Below are 14,524 nucleotides of genomic sequence, written 5' to 3'. Positions count from 1 at the left end.
ATGACGCAGACCGCTCCCACCCCCGCCGACCACGCCTCGGTCACCGCGACCATCGACGCATGGCTCACCACCTTCGGCGCCGACGACGCGAACGCCGCCGAACTGCTCGTGGATCGCCACGATCGGGCCGCGGTCGCCTTCACCACCATCGAGGTCGACGGCGATGATCTGGTCACCGTCGACCTCACCTACGGCGAACTCGCCGATTCGTCCAAGCGATTCGCCACCGCGCTCGCCGAGGCGGGCATCGGTCGTGGCGACACCGTCGGTGTCCTGATGGGCAAGCGTGCCGAACTCGTCGTCGCGCTGCTCGCCATCGCGCGACTGGGCGCCGTCTACATCCCGCTGTTCACCGCCTTTGCGCCACCGGCCATCGAGATGCGCCTGACAGCCGGCAAGGCACGCGTGGTGATCACCGAGCCGAGTCAGGCCGCCAAGCTCGACGGCGTGGAGGGCATCACCACGATCGTCGCCGGTGAGCAGCTCGACGATCTCGTGGCGACCAGCGCGCCCATCGCCGAGTCGGTGGCGGTCGGCGGCGACGACGCGCTCATCCTCCTGTTCACCAGCGGAACCACCGGCGCGCCCAAGGGCGTCCCGGTGTCGGTACGCGCGCTCGCGTCGTTCGCCTGCTACATGCACTACGGCCTCGACGTCGCCGCGGACGACGTGTTCTGGAACGCCGCCGATCCCGGCTGGGCGTACGGGCTCTACTACGGCGTGCTCGGCCCGTTGTCACTCGGTCGCCGAAATCTGTTGCTGCACGCGGGCTTCTCCCCCGAACTGACCGCGCGCATCATCCGGGAACTGGGTGTCACCAACTTCGCCGCCGCACCGACGGTGTACCGGTCGCTGTCGAAGGACCAGTCGTTCACCGGCTTCACCCTGCGACGCGCATCGTCGGCGGGTGAACCGCTCACCCCCGATGTGATCGAGTGGGCGAAGTCCGCCCTGAACACCGAGGTGCGTGATCACTACGGGCAGACCGAACATGGCATGTTCATCAACAATCACTGGCACCCCGACGTCGCCGAGCCGCTGGTCCCCGGCTCGATGGGCAAGCCCATGCCTGGCTTCGCGGCGGGCATCGTCGACGGCCAGATCGCCATCGACGTCGCGCAGAGTCCGCTGATGTGGTTCACCGGTTATCTCGATGCGCCCGACAAGACCGCCGCGCGTTTCACCGACGACAAGAAGTGGTACCTCACCGGTGACACCGGCCGGATGGACGAGAACGGTCGCTATTTCTTCACCGCTCGCGACGACGACGTGATCATCATGGCGGGCTATCGGATCGGTCCCTTCGACGTGGAGAGCGTGCTGATCACGCATCCCTCGGTGCTGGACGTCGCCGTCGTCGGGCGGCCCGACGACCTGCGCGGTGAGGTCCTCGAGGCGTTCGTCGTACTGACAGAGGGCGTCTCCGGGACCGACGACCTGGAGAAGGAACTGCAGCAGCTCGTGAAGACCGGATTCGCGGCGCACGCCTATCCGCGGACCGTGCACTTCGTCGATGCGCTACCCAAGACGCCGAGCGGCAAGATCCAGCGCTTCATCCTCCGCACCCAGAAGTGACCAGCGGTCTCGATACGCCCCTCCCACCCCAACCCCCCTCGCCGATCGAGTAGCCCCCGACCGCCCCTCGCCGATCGAGTAGCCCCCGACCGCCCCTCGCCGATCGAGTAGTCCCCGAGCGAAGCGAGGGCGCGTATCGAGATCCGCCAACCCCTGCACACCTCCACGGGTTTCCCACTGCCCCGACACATCGCGGACCGAACCTGTCCGCAATCGTGCATATCGTTGTCCTCAGCACCACATCGCAAGCACCGACAACGAGAGGCACCATCATGGCCGGCACCTACACCCCCGTCGCACTCCCGTTCACCGTCGCCGGTGAGAAAGAAGACCTGCTCACTCTGCTCGCCGATCAACGGGCACTCTTCAAGGTCACCGTCCGGGGAATCACCGAGGAGCAGGCCCGCACGCGGACCACGGTGAGCGACCTGACCCTCGGCGGGCTGGTCAAGCACCTCGCACTCGGCGAGCGGAACACCCTCGAGGAGTTGCGCGAGCGCGACGAGACGGCCGAGTTCGACATGAGCGAGGCAGAGCACGCCTACGATCTCACCGACGGTGAGACGCTCGCCGGCTGGCTCGACGAATACGACCGTGCGGCAGCCGAACTCGACGAATATGTCGCGGAGGTCGGCGGCCTCGACGAGCTGATCCCGCAGCCGACCGCACCCTGGCAGCCCGAGCGCGAGTGGTGGACGATCCGGAAGATGATGCTGCACAAGCTCCGCGAGACCGCGCATCACTCGGGTCACGCCGACATCATCCGCGAGGCTCTGGACGGGCAGTCGACGATGGGCGCGCTGTTCACCATGCCCGACGCCTAGGCCGCAGAGGGACTAACGCGGCACGATGGCGTTGCCGAGGGCGACCTGCGCCTGCACGCGGGCGTCGTCGAGCGTCATCGCGCCGCGTTCGACGAGACCGACCGCACCGATCACCAGCATTGCGAGTTGTCCCGACGCGAACACCGGGTCGAGCCGCCCGTCGATCTCCCCCTGTTGCTGAGCTCGTCGGATGGCCCGGACCACCGGTGCGGTCGCCTTGGCCTCCGCCTCGAAGAGTCCGGGGTCGGTGCGTCGGTACATCAGGATGAACCGGTAGCGCTCACCGATGGTGATGGCGTCGTCGAGGTAGGCGCGCAGGGCCGGGACAACCGGTCCCTCGGTGGGCAGCTGCGACGACAAGGCTGCCGTGTCGGCCAGCACCGCCTCGTGTAGCGCGGTGAACAACTGTTCGCGATTCGTGAAGTGCCGGTAGAGGGTGGCCCGATTGACACCGGCCGCCTGCGCGATCTGTTGCATCGACGCATTCGGCGACTGACCCAGCAGCGCGATCGCCGCGGCGACGATCGCGCTGCGATTGCGTTCGACGTCCGCCCGTACTTGCGCAGCGACAGTCACCGGCCTAGCGTACATGCAACACCGATGTCGCACTTTTCGGCGACGAGGGTGGCAGTCCAATCGCTTTCCTGCAGGGGTCGGGGCCGCATGACAGCAACGCAGCACGCCACGAGCCGACACGATCCGGACCTCGAGAATCCGGTGATCGTCGTCGGGGGTGGGCTGGCCGGACTCGCCACCGCGGTGTGGCTGGCGCGCGACGGCGTGCCGGTGACCCTGGTGGAGAAGCGTGGCCGGCTCGGCGGCCGCACCATGTCGTTCGAGCTACCTGGCGACGACCAACTCGTCGACAACGGGCCACATCTCTTTGCCGGTTTCTACGATGCCCTGCTGTCCTACGTGGACACCGTGGGGACTCGCGACGAGTTGCTCTGGGACATGCCGCCCTTCGCCATTCGAACGGGCCCCGATCGGCTGCACGGATTCGACGGCGGGCCCTCGTGGCTGCCGCTGCCGTTGAGCCGCGCCCTCGGCGTGTTCTGGATGGCGCGGGTCCCCATACCGATGCTCGACCGACCTGCGGCACTGCTCGCCCTGTTCCGTATCGCCCGCGCGGCCGCGTCACCGTCGCCCGACCTCGACCACCTGACCGTCGCCGCATGGTTCCGGACGATCGGCGCGCCGCGATCGCTGCGGAAGATACAGCTGGATCAGCTCGTGATCGGTCTGCTCAACGAGAAGCCCGACCGGGTGTCGGCGTTCACCTTCGTCCAGACACTGCATGTCGGTCTCGAGCGCGCTCTCGCGGGCAACCCCCGCAGCATGGACGCGATCTGGCCGCGGGTCTCCCTCTACGACCTCTTCGTCGCGCCCGCCGTCGAATATCTGCTGGACCGCGACGCGACCATCATCACCGGCAAGGCCGCCATCGATGTCGAGCTCGCCGACGACGGTGTCACGGCCGTGCAGCTCACCGATGGCCGGGTCCTTCCCGCATCCGCGGTGGTGCTCGCCATCCCGCCCTGGGCGCTGACCACCATCCTCGACCGAAGCGCACTCGGCTCGCTCGAGCATTTCAGCCAGGTCCGCAAGATCGAGGCGGCACCGATCTCATCGGTGTATGTCTGGCTCGATCGTCCACTCGGCAACCGACGCCTGGCCGAGAACCTCCGCGACTGCACCATCGAGTGGGTCTTCGACGTCGGCCAGATGCAGGGACGCGCCGACCATTGCTACGCCCTCGCGGTCAGCGCGTCCCGCGACGTGTTGCACACACCGCACGACGAGTTCATCGACATCGCCCTGGATGCGCTCCGCACGAACTACCCGGCCTTCGCCGACGCCGAGGTGTTGCGCGCGCAGGTCATCCATCAGCCGCAAGCCACATTCTCCGCACAACCGGGCTTCGAAGAACTACGGTTACCTTCACGGACCCCCGTCGAGGGACTGTTCCTCGCCGGCGACTGGACCGACACCGGTCTGCCGTCGACGATGGAGGCCGCTGCCGACAGTGCACAACGGGCGGTCGCGGATGTGTTTGCCCACGTTCGTGATCGACACGGTCCGTGATCGTTCCGCGATCAGTGCGGAACTCGACGAGGAGGTCCCGGTGAACGAGCCCGACACAACCAGCATCGGATCGGGCGCCGACGGCGCCGAGCTCCACGACGTCATCATCATCGGCGCAGGACTCTCCGGCATCGATGCCGCCTACCGGTTGACCGAGTCGGACCCCACCACCCGCTACCTGATCCTGGAGCGACGCGAGCACATCGGCGGCACCTGGGACCTGTTCCGCTATCCCGGCATACGCTCGGACAGCGACATCTTCACCCTGAGCTTTCCCTTCGAGCCGTGGCGTCGACCAGAAGCCCTCGCCCAGGGCGCAGACATCCGTGACTATGTCACTGCGACGGCGGCCAGGCACGGGATAACCGAACACATCCGGTTCGGACACCACGTCCGCTCCGCCGACTGGGACTCGAGCACCGACACCTGGACGATCGCCACCTCCGCGGCCGGCACAGAACAGACCTACCGGTGCCGGTTCGTCTACTTCGCCACCGGGTATTACGACTACGACGATCCCTACCGACCGCGGTTCACCGGACTAGACGACTTCACCGGCACGGTCGTGCATCCGCAGCATTGGCCGGAAGGTCTGGACCACTCCGGCAAACGGATCGTCGTGATCGGGAGCGGCGCCACCGCGGTGAGCCTCATCCCTTCGCTGGCACGCACCGCCGAACACGTCACGATGCTCCAGCGGTCGCCGTCGTATATCGCGTCGATGTCACAGCAGCAGCGAATCAATCCGCTGATCCGGAAACTCTTGCCCGCCAAGGCGGCCCACAAGGTGATCCGCGCCCGCTACGCGGCGCAGACCGCCGCCATGGTGCACGGGATGCACCGGTTCCCGAAGGTCGGCCGTAAGCTCCTGCGTTCAGGCGTCGCCAAGGAGCTCCCCGACAATTACCCGGTCGATGTGCATTTCAATCCCCGCTACGACCCCTGGGATCAGCGCATGTGCATGGTGCCCGACGGCGACCTGTTCGCCGAGATCACCACCGGCCGGGTGGAGATGGTGACCGATCAGATCGATCGGTTCGACGCGGACGGCGTCACCCTGCAGTCGGGACGACACATCGATGCCGATCTCGTCGTGACTGCCACCGGTCTGCAACTGCTCGCGTTCGGCGGCATCCGGATTCGTGTCGACGACGCCGAGATCAAGCCACACGATCGCTTCGTCTTCAAGAGCCATCTCCTCGAGGACGTCCCCAATCTCGCATGGTCGGTCGGTTACACCAACGCATCCTGGACCCTGCGCGCGGACATGACAGCGCGCGCCGTGGCGAAGCTGTTGCGCTACATGAACTCCCACGGCTACACCCATGCCTACCCGCATCTGGGATCGGAATCGATGGGGTCCAGACCGTTGTGGGATCTCAAGGCCGGTTACGTGGAGCGCGCACCGGACGCCCTGCCCAAGTCGGGCACCAGAGGACACTGGGCGGTACGCCACAACTACTACCGTGACGCGATCGACCATCGCCTCGACGATGTCGAGGACTCGATGGTGTTCGGCCGGGCACCTGCACCCGCCTGACTCACCCCTCGATCCGGAACACCCGGCTGTGCCAGCCCGTGGCGCCGTCGGGGATCGGGGCCACCCGCTGCTCGGGTTGGGTGCGACCGGCCGCGTCGGTCGCGCGGCAGTGCACAGTGTGCTGACCCGGAGTCGCATCCCAGTCCCAGGTCCACTGGCGCCAGGTGTCGACGGAGTACTCGGTCGCCAGAGTGGCCGGCTGCCAGGGCCCGTCGTCGACGCGCACCTCCACACCACGCACACCGCGATGTTGCGCCCAAGCGGTGCCGGCCACCACCACCCGCCCGGCCGGTTGTCTCGACAGTGGCGCAGGACGATCGATGCGGGACGCGGTCTTGATCGGTGCCCGTACCCCCCAGCCGCGTTTCGTCCAATAGGCCTGTGCACGATCGAATCTGGTGATCTCCCAATCGACGACCCACTTGCATGCCGACACGAACCCATAGAGGCCGGGGATCACCTGCCGGACCGGATAGCCGTGTTCGAGTGGTAACGGCTCACCGTTCATGCCGATGGCCAGCATCGCGTCCCGGCCGTCCGTGATCGCCTGCAGCGGCGTACCGGACGTCCAACCGTCGATGCTGGTGGACAAGAGCATGTCGGCGCCGGATCGCACACCAGCGCGATCGAGGATGTCGCGCATCGGGAAGCCGAGCCATCGCGCGTTGCCCGCGAGATCGCCGCCGACCTCATTGGAGACGCAGGACAGCGTGATGATGCGTTCCATGGCCGGCATCGACATCAGGTCGTCCCATGACAGCGTGATCTCTCGATCGACCATCCCATGGATACGCAATCGCCAGTCACGCGTGCTCAGTTGCGGCACCTGTAGCGCGGTGTCGATCCGATAGAACGTACCGTTCCCGGTGACAAACGGGGTCACGCCATCGACTGCCACATCGGTACCCGCAGGTATCGGGGCGGCCGCCGAGGAAACCTTCGGCAACACCGCGCGCATCCGCTCTGCGATCACGCCACCGGTACGGGCCACCTGGCGGGCCACGAGCACCGAAGCGGCCGAGGCCACCGCGAGCACCCCGATCGCACCGGCGAACTGTCGGCGCGACCATCCGCCTCCGACGGAGCTCCGAGCAGGCCCTTCCCCGGATTCGACAGGACCATCCGAGCGGGGCTGCGCTCCGCGGCACAACAGAACGAGCACGAGGCCCGACACGAGTCCGGACACGGCAGGCGGGAGGATGTAGAACGGCTCGAACGTAGGCCGGGTCACCGCGGCGAGAACTCCGAAGGCCGCGAAGAGTACGACCACGACCAGGCCGAGTGGCGGCCGACGTGCCTGCAGGATTCCGGCCACCACCGCGAGAACGACGATCACCGCCACCATGCCGAACATCAGCGCCTGTTTGTCGTTCGTCCCGAAGGTGTGGATGGCGAACTCACGGGCAAATGCCGGCGAATGGTCGACCAGAAAGGCGGCCACGGCCTGATAGGGCGATGCGAACGGCGAGACGGCCAGCGCGACGAGTTCACCCGACGCCACGCCGCACCCGACGGCGACAAGCCCGGATATGCCCGCACGCACATACTTTTCGGTACTGGCGCGCATCTGCGGCCTCCTCTCACAGCAGATCCGCCGGACCAGCTGTTCATCAACGACATCTGCTATTCGGTTGAGCACGACATGCGGATTGGTTTGGTGCACAGATCGTCGCTGGTGAGCTGGCATGTGGCGCAATCAGAAAACCCACACCCATCCGGAATCACCTCGCCAGCGAATGACTCGATGAGACCTGCCGGGCGGTGGGTCCACCACCGACAGATTGGATGATCGATCATGGCGATCAAAGGAATGCAGCGAGTAGTGCTGGCGGCGTCAGGTGCCGTGCTGGCAATCGGACTCGTGGCGGGATGTTCGTCGGACGACAGCTCCACGTCATCCGATTCTACCGCGTCGAGTATGGCACCGATGAGCGGAATGGCTGGTGAAAGCGCCTCTGCCGCACCGGCCGCGATGGTCGGCTCGGGTTGTGCCGCCTACGCACAACAGAATCCGACGGGCCCGGCATCGGTCGACGGGATGGCGATGGCTCCTGTTGCCACTGCGGCGGCCGCGAACCCGATGCTGAAGACCCTCACCCAGGCGGTGTCGGGACAGCTGAACCCCGACGTGAACCTCGTCGACACGCTGAACAACGGGCAGTACACCGTGTTCGCCCCCACCGACGACGCGTTCGCCAAGCTCCCGCCGGCAACGCTCGACAAGCTCAAGACCGACTCCGCGATGCTCACGGATATCCTTACCTACCATGTTGTTCCGGGTCAGATGACCCCGGATCAGGTCGGCGGTGAACACAAGACCGTCGAGGGCAAGTCCCTCACCGTGTCGGGATCGGGCAACGACATGAAGGTGAACGATTCGGCAACCGTCGTGTGTGGTGGCGTCAAGACCGCCAACGCGACCGTCTACCTGATCGACACCGTGCTCACACCTCCCGCCGCCTGATCGCGGACCGTTCAGGCAGCACCGAGAGCCTCACGGCCTCGGTGCTGCCCCACCGCTCCGATCAGATCGATTGCAGTGACACGCTTTTCGACTCCAGCATCGCATCCAGCGATCGAGAGGAGTTCGCCATGACCATCGCCGACTTCGACGACGAACTGGAAGTCGCATGGCGCCGGTACCGGATCGACCTGGCCGATCGCGTCGCGGGCCTTCCGCCCGGGGACGAGCTGGTCGTGTCGGCGATCCCCGTCGACGGCGGCAGCGATGCGCATCCGCTGATGACATGTTCGCTGACCGGTTCCCGCAGGTACCGATGTCGAGTTCACGCAACCGAACTCGCGGACGACGATCGGCGACCCGCACAAGCGCGCCTTCTGCAAGACCTCGGCATGCGGTCGTTGCGGAGGCCCGACGGGGACTTCGTCGTCGACACCGGCAAACGTCAGGTCGACAGGCTCTCCGCGATCGCGGTGGCGGCACTGCGCGAAGTGTGGGAGGTCGTACATCCGGCGTTCCTTCGGCCACCGTCGGATGAGGCCATCCCCGGCGAGCCGGCCATCGAACTCGCCACTCTCGCCTACGATTCGACACAATTGCTCGGCTTGGTCGTCGAGGCCCTGCAAGAACTCGTCGGCGTCCCCGTACAAGTCGATCGGCACGGCGAGATCCCGCTCCCGACCGATCCGGTGAAGTCGTGGTTGCGCCCTATTCACGACGTCGCGGCGATCGAGTGTTACACGATCCTCACCGATCAGGTGTCGGGCTCCGGTGCAGCGGAGTTCGTCGCCGCCAACGGCCGGCGGTGGCCGGGGATCTGTCTGTCGATCGAGGATGGCCGGGTTCACGCGTCGCACCGCATCGAGTGCTCGGCCTTCCATCCGGCCAACCTCACTGCCGGGCTGGAGATCTGGGACTCGTTCATCCACGAGGCCGCAACTGAGATCGGATTGCGCTGCAGCAGTGCGCGACCGCGACCTTCGCCCACGGGGTCGGACGAGATGCCTGCCGGCCTCGACGGTGTACTCGCCCTGGTCGACGAACGGTCGGAGCCGGACGGGATGACCATCGCCGCCCTGTGCCGGTATGACGAGACCACCATCCTCGGCTATCTGCGCCACTGCGCCCAGCAGTCCAATCGGTGCCGTGTCGACGAGAAGGCATGCCGCCAGATCGGCGATGCCGACGAGGCCGAGCACCGGGCCGAGGAGGCCCGCGAGTGGCGGCACGTCATCCGTTGCCTCGGCACCGCGCTGCGCGCCCTCGACGACGCCCAGAACCACCGCAGGCCCGAGTCGTCGGGCCACGATCACACCACCTGACCGATACGTGCCGGCCGCCCTTGCCCAGAGGCGAGAGCGGCCGGCCGTTCAGGCTGTCACTGCTGGACGGGCGGTGGATCCCAGAACGCCACCTCGCCGTCGGGCATCGCGACGGCCCGGACCCCGTCGGGGGCGACGACGGACCACGCCTCGTATCGGCCGCTCGGGTCGCAGCCGATGTCGATTCGCGATCGGTCGTCGAGGGTCAGCGACAAGGTCCCCGGGTGATCGACCGCCATCTTGTCGACGGACCTACCGGTCAGCGACTCGAGAGTGCTCGGCACTTCGTCCGGTGGGATGACCGCCCCCTCTCCCGTGCGAACCGCATCGTAGACCTCGAGCACGACGGCCCAGTCGAGATCGGTGCGGACGACGATTCGGTACGGCTCGATCACGACCTCGGAGATCGTCTGAGATCGGTCGGTGATGCTCGTCATTTCTGTGGCCATCCGCTGGGGACCGACGGGAACTGTCCATCCGGTCCGAAATCGTGGTGGGTCATGTCCGGGCCGGTCGGTTTCAACTGCTGGTCGACTGGTTGTCCGTACTTGTTGTAGTACCGAACGTACCCGTTGGGGTGTTGCGGGGTCGGTTCCATGATCCGGATCGAGTTCTCGTCGCCCTGGGAACCCGGCGGACGCCACACGACACCCTTTCCGTTCCTCGCCGGTCCGGCGACGTAGCCCTCCGGAACCTGCGGGGGGCGAGGGGCACCCTGCTGCCATGGCCGCAACTTCGCCGGCGCGGGGGCGGGCTTCTGGGCGGCGGGCGGCTGCGTCGGTCTGGCCGGTGCGGATTCGGGGGCCTTCGGCGCCGGGGCAGGTGCAGGCTCTGCCGGCGCCTTCGGAGCCGGCGGCTTCATCCCCGGCAGCGGGAAACCGCCACCCCGCGGCATCGGGATCTCCACGGGCGGAAGCTCGACGAACGGATTCTCGTTGTCGACGATGCCGTCGTGATCATTGTCGACACCGTCCATACCCGGACTGTCCAGAGGTGTCGCAGGCGGATCGTCCCGGTCCGGCGTGCGTTCCCCGGTGCGGCCGCTCTCGCCCGGCCGTCCGTGCGAACTCCGATCCGGTGACGTGTCCGGACGGGCGAAGGTCTTCGGCGCGGTCTTGTTCGGGCCGCGGTTCTCGGACGGACCGGATGGACGGTCAGAACCCTTCCGCTTGTTCCCGCTGCGACCGGCGTGATCAGAAGTATTCGGCGCCTTGTTATTCGGCGCCTTGGTCTTCGGCGAGTACTTGTGCGGGTCGCGATCCGGTTTCGCCGGTGATCGCTGGGGCGTCGAGGGGTTCTTGGGGGCCGCCGGTTTCGACGGCTGCGCACCGGGAGAACCCGGCGACGAGGGCGACGGCGAATTGCTGTTCGGACTCGACGTCCCTGGCCGAGGCTTGAGCTGATGCGCCTCGCCGCCCCGGTTTCCCGGTGACGGGGCCTTGTCGTGGCCGCTCTTGCTGTTCCCCGACTGCGATGACGACGCACCGCCGCCCATGCCCTTGGTGGACGCCGCGCCGGCATGTGCCAGGGGGAGGACGGCGATGAGGACGGCGGCCACAGCGGTGACGCAGGCGCCGATCAGCGTGGTGATGGCTCTGGAAGATCGCATGTTGTCTCGACTCTCGCGAATGTGTGGGTCGAGATGAATCTAGGTCGGCGATCGGGCTATCGGGCTCCCGGATGAACCAATCCGGCTCAACGAACGACGGCCGGGAACATTCCAGGGCCCGGCGGCGTCGGCACGACCGTCACGGCCTCGGCAGCCTGCGGTGCAACGGGTTGGCCGACACCGGGGTCGGCCTGCGGCGTCGACCGGGCACACTCGACACCACCTGCGGTGAGTCGGCAGTCGATCTGGTCGCGTCCTGGAGACGAACCGCTGCCGAATTGCCCGCGCCCAGTGCCGGGGCGCCGATCACCCGCCGCGCCCCATGTCCGCATTCTGGGCACGTCGACTCATCCGGGATGGACGACATCGAGTGCTGCTCGGTGAAGTCATCGCAGGTCTCCGAACATCGGTACACGTAGGTGGGCACCGGTTCACCATAAGTGGTCGGCGAGGCCGAGATGCGTCGTAGACACTGCCGATATCGCCCTGCATCACTAGACTCGTCCCCGAGCCGATCCGTCGCCAGAAGATGAGGGAGTCGCTGTGCCGGAGTTGTTGTTCCCACTGGATTCGTCGAAGAGCTTCACCGATCAGCAGATCGTCGGCCACAACCGCTGGCATCCCGACATCCCACCGGCGGTCACCGTCAAACCGGGCGACACCTTCCGCGCGCATTGCCGGGAGTGGTTCGACGGCGCCATCCACAACGACGACTCGGCCGACGACATCCTCAACGCCCCACTGAACAACGTGCACACCCTGTCCGGACCGTTCGCGATCGAAGGTGCCGAACCAGGTGATCTGCTGATCGTCGACATCCTCGACGTCGGGCCGATCCCTCAAGAGGATTCGGGCCCGCTGGCCGGTCAGGGCTGGGGCTACACGGGCATCTTCGCCACTCGCAACGGCGGCGGATTCCTCACCGAACAATTCCCGGACGCCTACAAGGCGATCTGGGACTTCAGCGGCCAGAGCACGACGTCGAGGCATGTCCCACATGTGAAGTACACCGGCATGGTGCATCCCGGTCTGATGGGCACGGCTCCCTCGCCCGCACTGCTGGGGACCTGGAACGCGCTCGAGGCGACCCTGATCGCCACCGATCCCGACCGGGTGCCGCCGCTCGCGCTCCCTCCCGAGCCGGACGGCGCCGTCCTCGGCTCACTGTCGGGCGCCGAATTCGACCGCGTGGCAGGCGAAGCCGCGCGGACCGCACCGCCCAGGGAGAACGGCGGGAATCAGGACATCAAGAACCTCACCAAGGGCACCCGCGTGTTCTATCCGGTATTCGTCCCCGGCGCCAATCTCTCGTTCGGCGACCTGCACTTCTCGCAGGGCGACGGTGAGATCACCTTCTGCGGGGCCATCGAGATGGGTGGCTTCATGGATCTCCACGTCGATCTCATCAAAGGTGGCATGGAGACCTACGGTGTCACCGAGAACGCGATCTTCCTGCCCGGCAACACCGACCCGCAGTACTCCGAGTGGATCGCCTTCTCCGGCACGTCGGTGACGCTCGACGGCGAGCAGCGCTACCTGGATTCGGATCTCGCCTACCAGCGCGCATGCCTACACGCGATCGATTACCTCACCACGTTCGGCTACAGCCCGGAGCAGGCCTACCTCCTCCTCGGGTCGGCACCCATCGAAGGCCGCCTCTCCGGAGTGGTCGACATCCCCAATTCGTGTGCGACGGTCTACATCCCGACGGCCATCTTCGACTTCCCCATCGCGCCGTCGAAAGAGGGTCCGGTGCAGATCGATCCGGGAATGGGCGCGCCCACAGCGAGTTTCGGATAGAAGCCACACATCAGTCTGTCGACAACGCCATGGTGTGAATCAACTCCATGGTGTGAGTCAGCCGGCCGCCTGCACAGGCGCATTCTTCAATTCCCGCAGGGCTGTCCGCAGGCCCCGACGCCGGCCAGTCACCGGATCGACCCCGAAGTGGTTCTGCACACCTTCGCGCACGGCGAACCGCAACTCCGAGGCCGTCTCGGGTGCGTCGTCGGACGTCGCCTTCAGCAACGCGTTGGGCAGAGCCAGCTTGGCGATGGTCCGGAACGACTGGAAATACTGGTGCCCAATGGAACCCGTCGTATACGGCAGGTCGTACTTGTCGCACAGTTCACGCACCCGCACCCCGATCTCCTCGTACCGATTGCTCGGCAGATCGGGGAACAGGTGGTGTTCGATCTGATGACTCAGATTGCCGCTCATGAAACGCATCAGTGGTCCGGCACGAAAGTTCGCCGATCCCAGCATCTGTCGGAGATACCAGCGCGGCTGATCTTCGTTCTCGTACTCCTCGACGGTGAACTTCTCGGCGCCGTCCGGGAAGTGACCGCAGAAGATCACCATGTACGCCCAGTAGTTGCGGATGATGTTCGCGGTGAAGTTGGCGGTGATGTTCGACTTCCAGTTGGGACCGGCGAGGACCGGGAAGATGAGGTAGTCCTTGGCCGCCTGCTTGCCGACCTTGCGGCCGATGATCCGCAGATCCTTGAAGGCCTGCCGGTAGGACTTCTCCTTCTTGCGGAGCTTCTCGGTCTCCAGATGGTGAAGCGCCACACCGTATTCGAAGAAGGTTCCGAGGGTGAGGTTGTACAGCGGATTCCCGACGTTCCACCACTCCCACGGCTGATCGCGTGTCACTCGCAGGATCCCGTAACCCACGTCGTCATCCATCCCGACGATGTTGGTGTACTTGTGATGGACGAAGTTGTGGGAGTGCTTCCACTGCACACTCGGGCACGTGGTGTCCCACTCCCAGGATGAGGAATGGACCTCGGGATCGTTCATCCAATCCCACTGCCCGTGCATCACGTTGTGCCCGAGTTCCATGTTCTCCACGATCTTCGCGAGACCGAGGATGGCGGTTCCCAGCACCCACGCCGGCTTGCGGTTGCTGAACATCAGCACCACACGGCCCCCCGCAGCGAGACTGCGCTGGATGGTGATCGAGCTCCGGATGTAACGGGCATCCGACTCGCCGCGTTCTTCCTCGACGTCGCGCCTGATGGCGTCGAGCTCCGCGCCCAGGGCCTCGACGTCGGCGTCGGTCAGATGTGCGTATTGATCAATGTCGGTGATCGCCATTGCTCCCCT

At 66.1% G+C, this 14,524-nt stretch carries 13 protein-coding genes; 7 read left to right on the top strand and 6 right to left on the bottom strand.

What is annotated here, in order from left to right; translation table 11 throughout:
- Nucleotides 1-1,575 carry an AMP-binding protein gene (locus IDF66_RS14030; RefSeq protein WP_190267303.1) on the top strand — a complete coding sequence of 525 codons (1,575 nt, stop codon included), beginning with the start codon at nucleotides 1-3 and terminating at the stop codon, nucleotides 1,573-1,575.
- A 272-nt stretch (nucleotides 1,576-1,847) separates the two neighbouring features.
- On the top strand, nucleotides 1,848-2,399 hold the full coding sequence (locus IDF66_RS14025) for a DinB family protein (RefSeq protein ID WP_190267302.1): 552 nt from the start codon (nucleotides 1,848-1,850) through the stop codon (nucleotides 2,397-2,399).
- A 12-nt stretch (nucleotides 2,400-2,411) separates the two neighbouring features.
- On the opposite strand, the gene IDF66_RS14020 is transcribed toward IDF66_RS14025, so the two are convergent.
- On the bottom strand, nucleotides 2,412-2,975 hold the full coding sequence (locus tag IDF66_RS14020; RefSeq protein WP_317628697.1) for a TetR/AcrR family transcriptional regulator: 564 nt from the start codon (nucleotides 2,973-2,975) through the stop codon (nucleotides 2,412-2,414).
- An 87-nt stretch (nucleotides 2,976-3,062) separates the two neighbouring features.
- On the opposite strand from IDF66_RS14020, the gene hpnE reads away from it, so the two are divergent.
- A complete protein-coding gene (gene hpnE, locus IDF66_RS14015; RefSeq protein WP_190267300.1) occupies nucleotides 3,063-4,484 on the top strand; it encodes a hydroxysqualene dehydroxylase HpnE in 1,422 nt (473 codons plus the stop codon).
- A gap of 40 nt (nucleotides 4,485-4,524) precedes the next feature.
- The gene (locus IDF66_RS14010; protein ID WP_317628711.1) at nucleotides 4,525-6,024 is read left to right on the top strand and encodes a flavin-containing monooxygenase; all 1,500 of its coding nucleotides are present in this window, start codon (nucleotides 4,525-4,527) and stop codon (nucleotides 6,022-6,024) included.
- Nucleotide 6,025: 1 nt separating this feature from the next.
- Here the strand turns inward: IDF66_RS14010 and IDF66_RS14005 are convergent, their stop codons facing one another.
- Entirely contained in the window at nucleotides 6,026-7,591 is a 1,566-nt protein-coding gene (locus IDF66_RS14005) for a molybdopterin-dependent oxidoreductase (RefSeq protein ID WP_190267298.1), read from the bottom strand.
- 228 nt (nucleotides 7,592-7,819) lie between these two features.
- On the opposite strand from IDF66_RS14005, the gene IDF66_RS14000 reads away from it, so the two are divergent.
- The gene (locus tag IDF66_RS14000; RefSeq protein ID WP_190267297.1) at nucleotides 7,820-8,488 is read left to right on the top strand and encodes a fasciclin domain-containing protein; all 669 of its coding nucleotides are present in this window, start codon (nucleotides 7,820-7,822) and stop codon (nucleotides 8,486-8,488) included.
- A 128-nt stretch (nucleotides 8,489-8,616) separates the two neighbouring features.
- Complete coding sequence (locus tag IDF66_RS13995) at nucleotides 8,617-9,807, top strand: TY-Chap domain-containing protein (RefSeq protein WP_190267296.1); 1,191 nt, start codon at nucleotides 8,617-8,619, stop codon at nucleotides 9,805-9,807.
- Nucleotides 9,808-9,863: 56 nt separating this feature from the next.
- Here IDF66_RS13995 and IDF66_RS13990 read toward each other — a convergent pair whose 3' ends face one another.
- The 3 genes from IDF66_RS13990 to IDF66_RS13980 form a co-directional block, all read right to left on the bottom strand.
- Nucleotides 9,864-10,244, bottom strand: a complete 381-nt coding sequence (locus IDF66_RS13990; RefSeq protein ID WP_190267295.1) for a DUF6188 family protein — start codon at nucleotides 10,242-10,244, stop codon at nucleotides 9,864-9,866.
- Nucleotides 10,241-11,416 carry a hypothetical protein gene (locus IDF66_RS13985; RefSeq protein ID WP_190267294.1) on the bottom strand — a complete coding sequence of 392 codons (1,176 nt, stop codon included), beginning with the start codon at nucleotides 11,414-11,416 and terminating at the stop codon, nucleotides 10,241-10,243. Before IDF66_RS13985 ends, IDF66_RS13990 begins: the two co-directional genes overlap by 4 nt.
- A gap of 139 nt (nucleotides 11,417-11,555) precedes the next feature.
- A complete protein-coding gene (locus IDF66_RS13980; protein ID WP_190267293.1) occupies nucleotides 11,556-11,843 on the bottom strand; it encodes an FmdB family zinc ribbon protein in 288 nt (95 codons plus the stop codon).
- Between the two features lie 116 nt (nucleotides 11,844-11,959).
- Between IDF66_RS13980 and fmdA the strand changes: the two genes are divergently transcribed.
- A complete protein-coding gene (gene fmdA, locus IDF66_RS13975; RefSeq protein WP_190267292.1) occupies nucleotides 11,960-13,216 on the top strand; it encodes a formamidase in 1,257 nt (418 codons plus the stop codon).
- A gap of 57 nt (nucleotides 13,217-13,273) precedes the next feature.
- Here fmdA and IDF66_RS13970 read toward each other — a convergent pair whose 3' ends face one another.
- On the bottom strand, nucleotides 13,274-14,515 hold the full coding sequence (locus IDF66_RS13970) for a fatty acid desaturase family protein (protein ID WP_190267291.1): 1,242 nt from the start codon (nucleotides 14,513-14,515) through the stop codon (nucleotides 13,274-13,276).
- Between the last annotated feature and the right edge of the window lie 9 nt (nucleotides 14,516-14,524).

The sequence above is a fragment of the Gordonia hankookensis genome (assembly GCF_014673215.1).
In the GTDB taxonomy this organism is placed as follows: Bacteria; Actinomycetota; Actinomycetes; order Mycobacteriales; family Mycobacteriaceae; genus Gordonia; species Gordonia hankookensis.
This window is presented reverse-complemented; position numbering and strand designations above follow the sequence as displayed.

Excerpts from the sequence above, each read along its gene's own strand:
- IDF66_RS14030 (WP_190267303.1), top strand. The coding sequence starts at position 1 with ATGACGCAGACCGCTCCCACCCCCGCCGACCACGCCTCGGTCACCGCG.
- IDF66_RS14025 (WP_190267302.1), top strand. The coding sequence starts at position 1,848 with ATGGCCGGCACCTACACCCCCGTCGCACTCCCGTTCACCGTCGCCGGT.
- hpnE (WP_190267300.1), top strand. The coding sequence starts at position 3,063 with ATGACAGCAACGCAGCACGCCACGAGCCGACACGATCCGGACCTCGAG.
- IDF66_RS14005 (WP_190267298.1), bottom strand. The coding sequence starts at position 7,591 with ATGCGCGCCAGTACCGAAAAGTATGTGCGTGCGGGCATATCCGGGCTT.
- IDF66_RS14000 (WP_190267297.1), top strand. The coding sequence starts at position 7,820 with ATGGCGATCAAAGGAATGCAGCGAGTAGTGCTGGCGGCGTCAGGTGCC.
- IDF66_RS13995 (WP_190267296.1), top strand. The coding sequence starts at position 8,617 with ATGACCATCGCCGACTTCGACGACGAACTGGAAGTCGCATGGCGCCGG.
- IDF66_RS13990 (WP_190267295.1), bottom strand. The coding sequence starts at position 10,244 with ATGACGAGCATCACCGACCGATCTCAGACGATCTCCGAGGTCGTGATC.
- IDF66_RS13985 (WP_190267294.1), bottom strand. The coding sequence starts at position 11,416 with ATGCGATCTTCCAGAGCCATCACCACGCTGATCGGCGCCTGCGTCACC.
- IDF66_RS13970 (WP_190267291.1), bottom strand. The coding sequence starts at position 14,515 with ATGGCGATCACCGACATTGATCAATACGCACATCTGACCGACGCCGAC.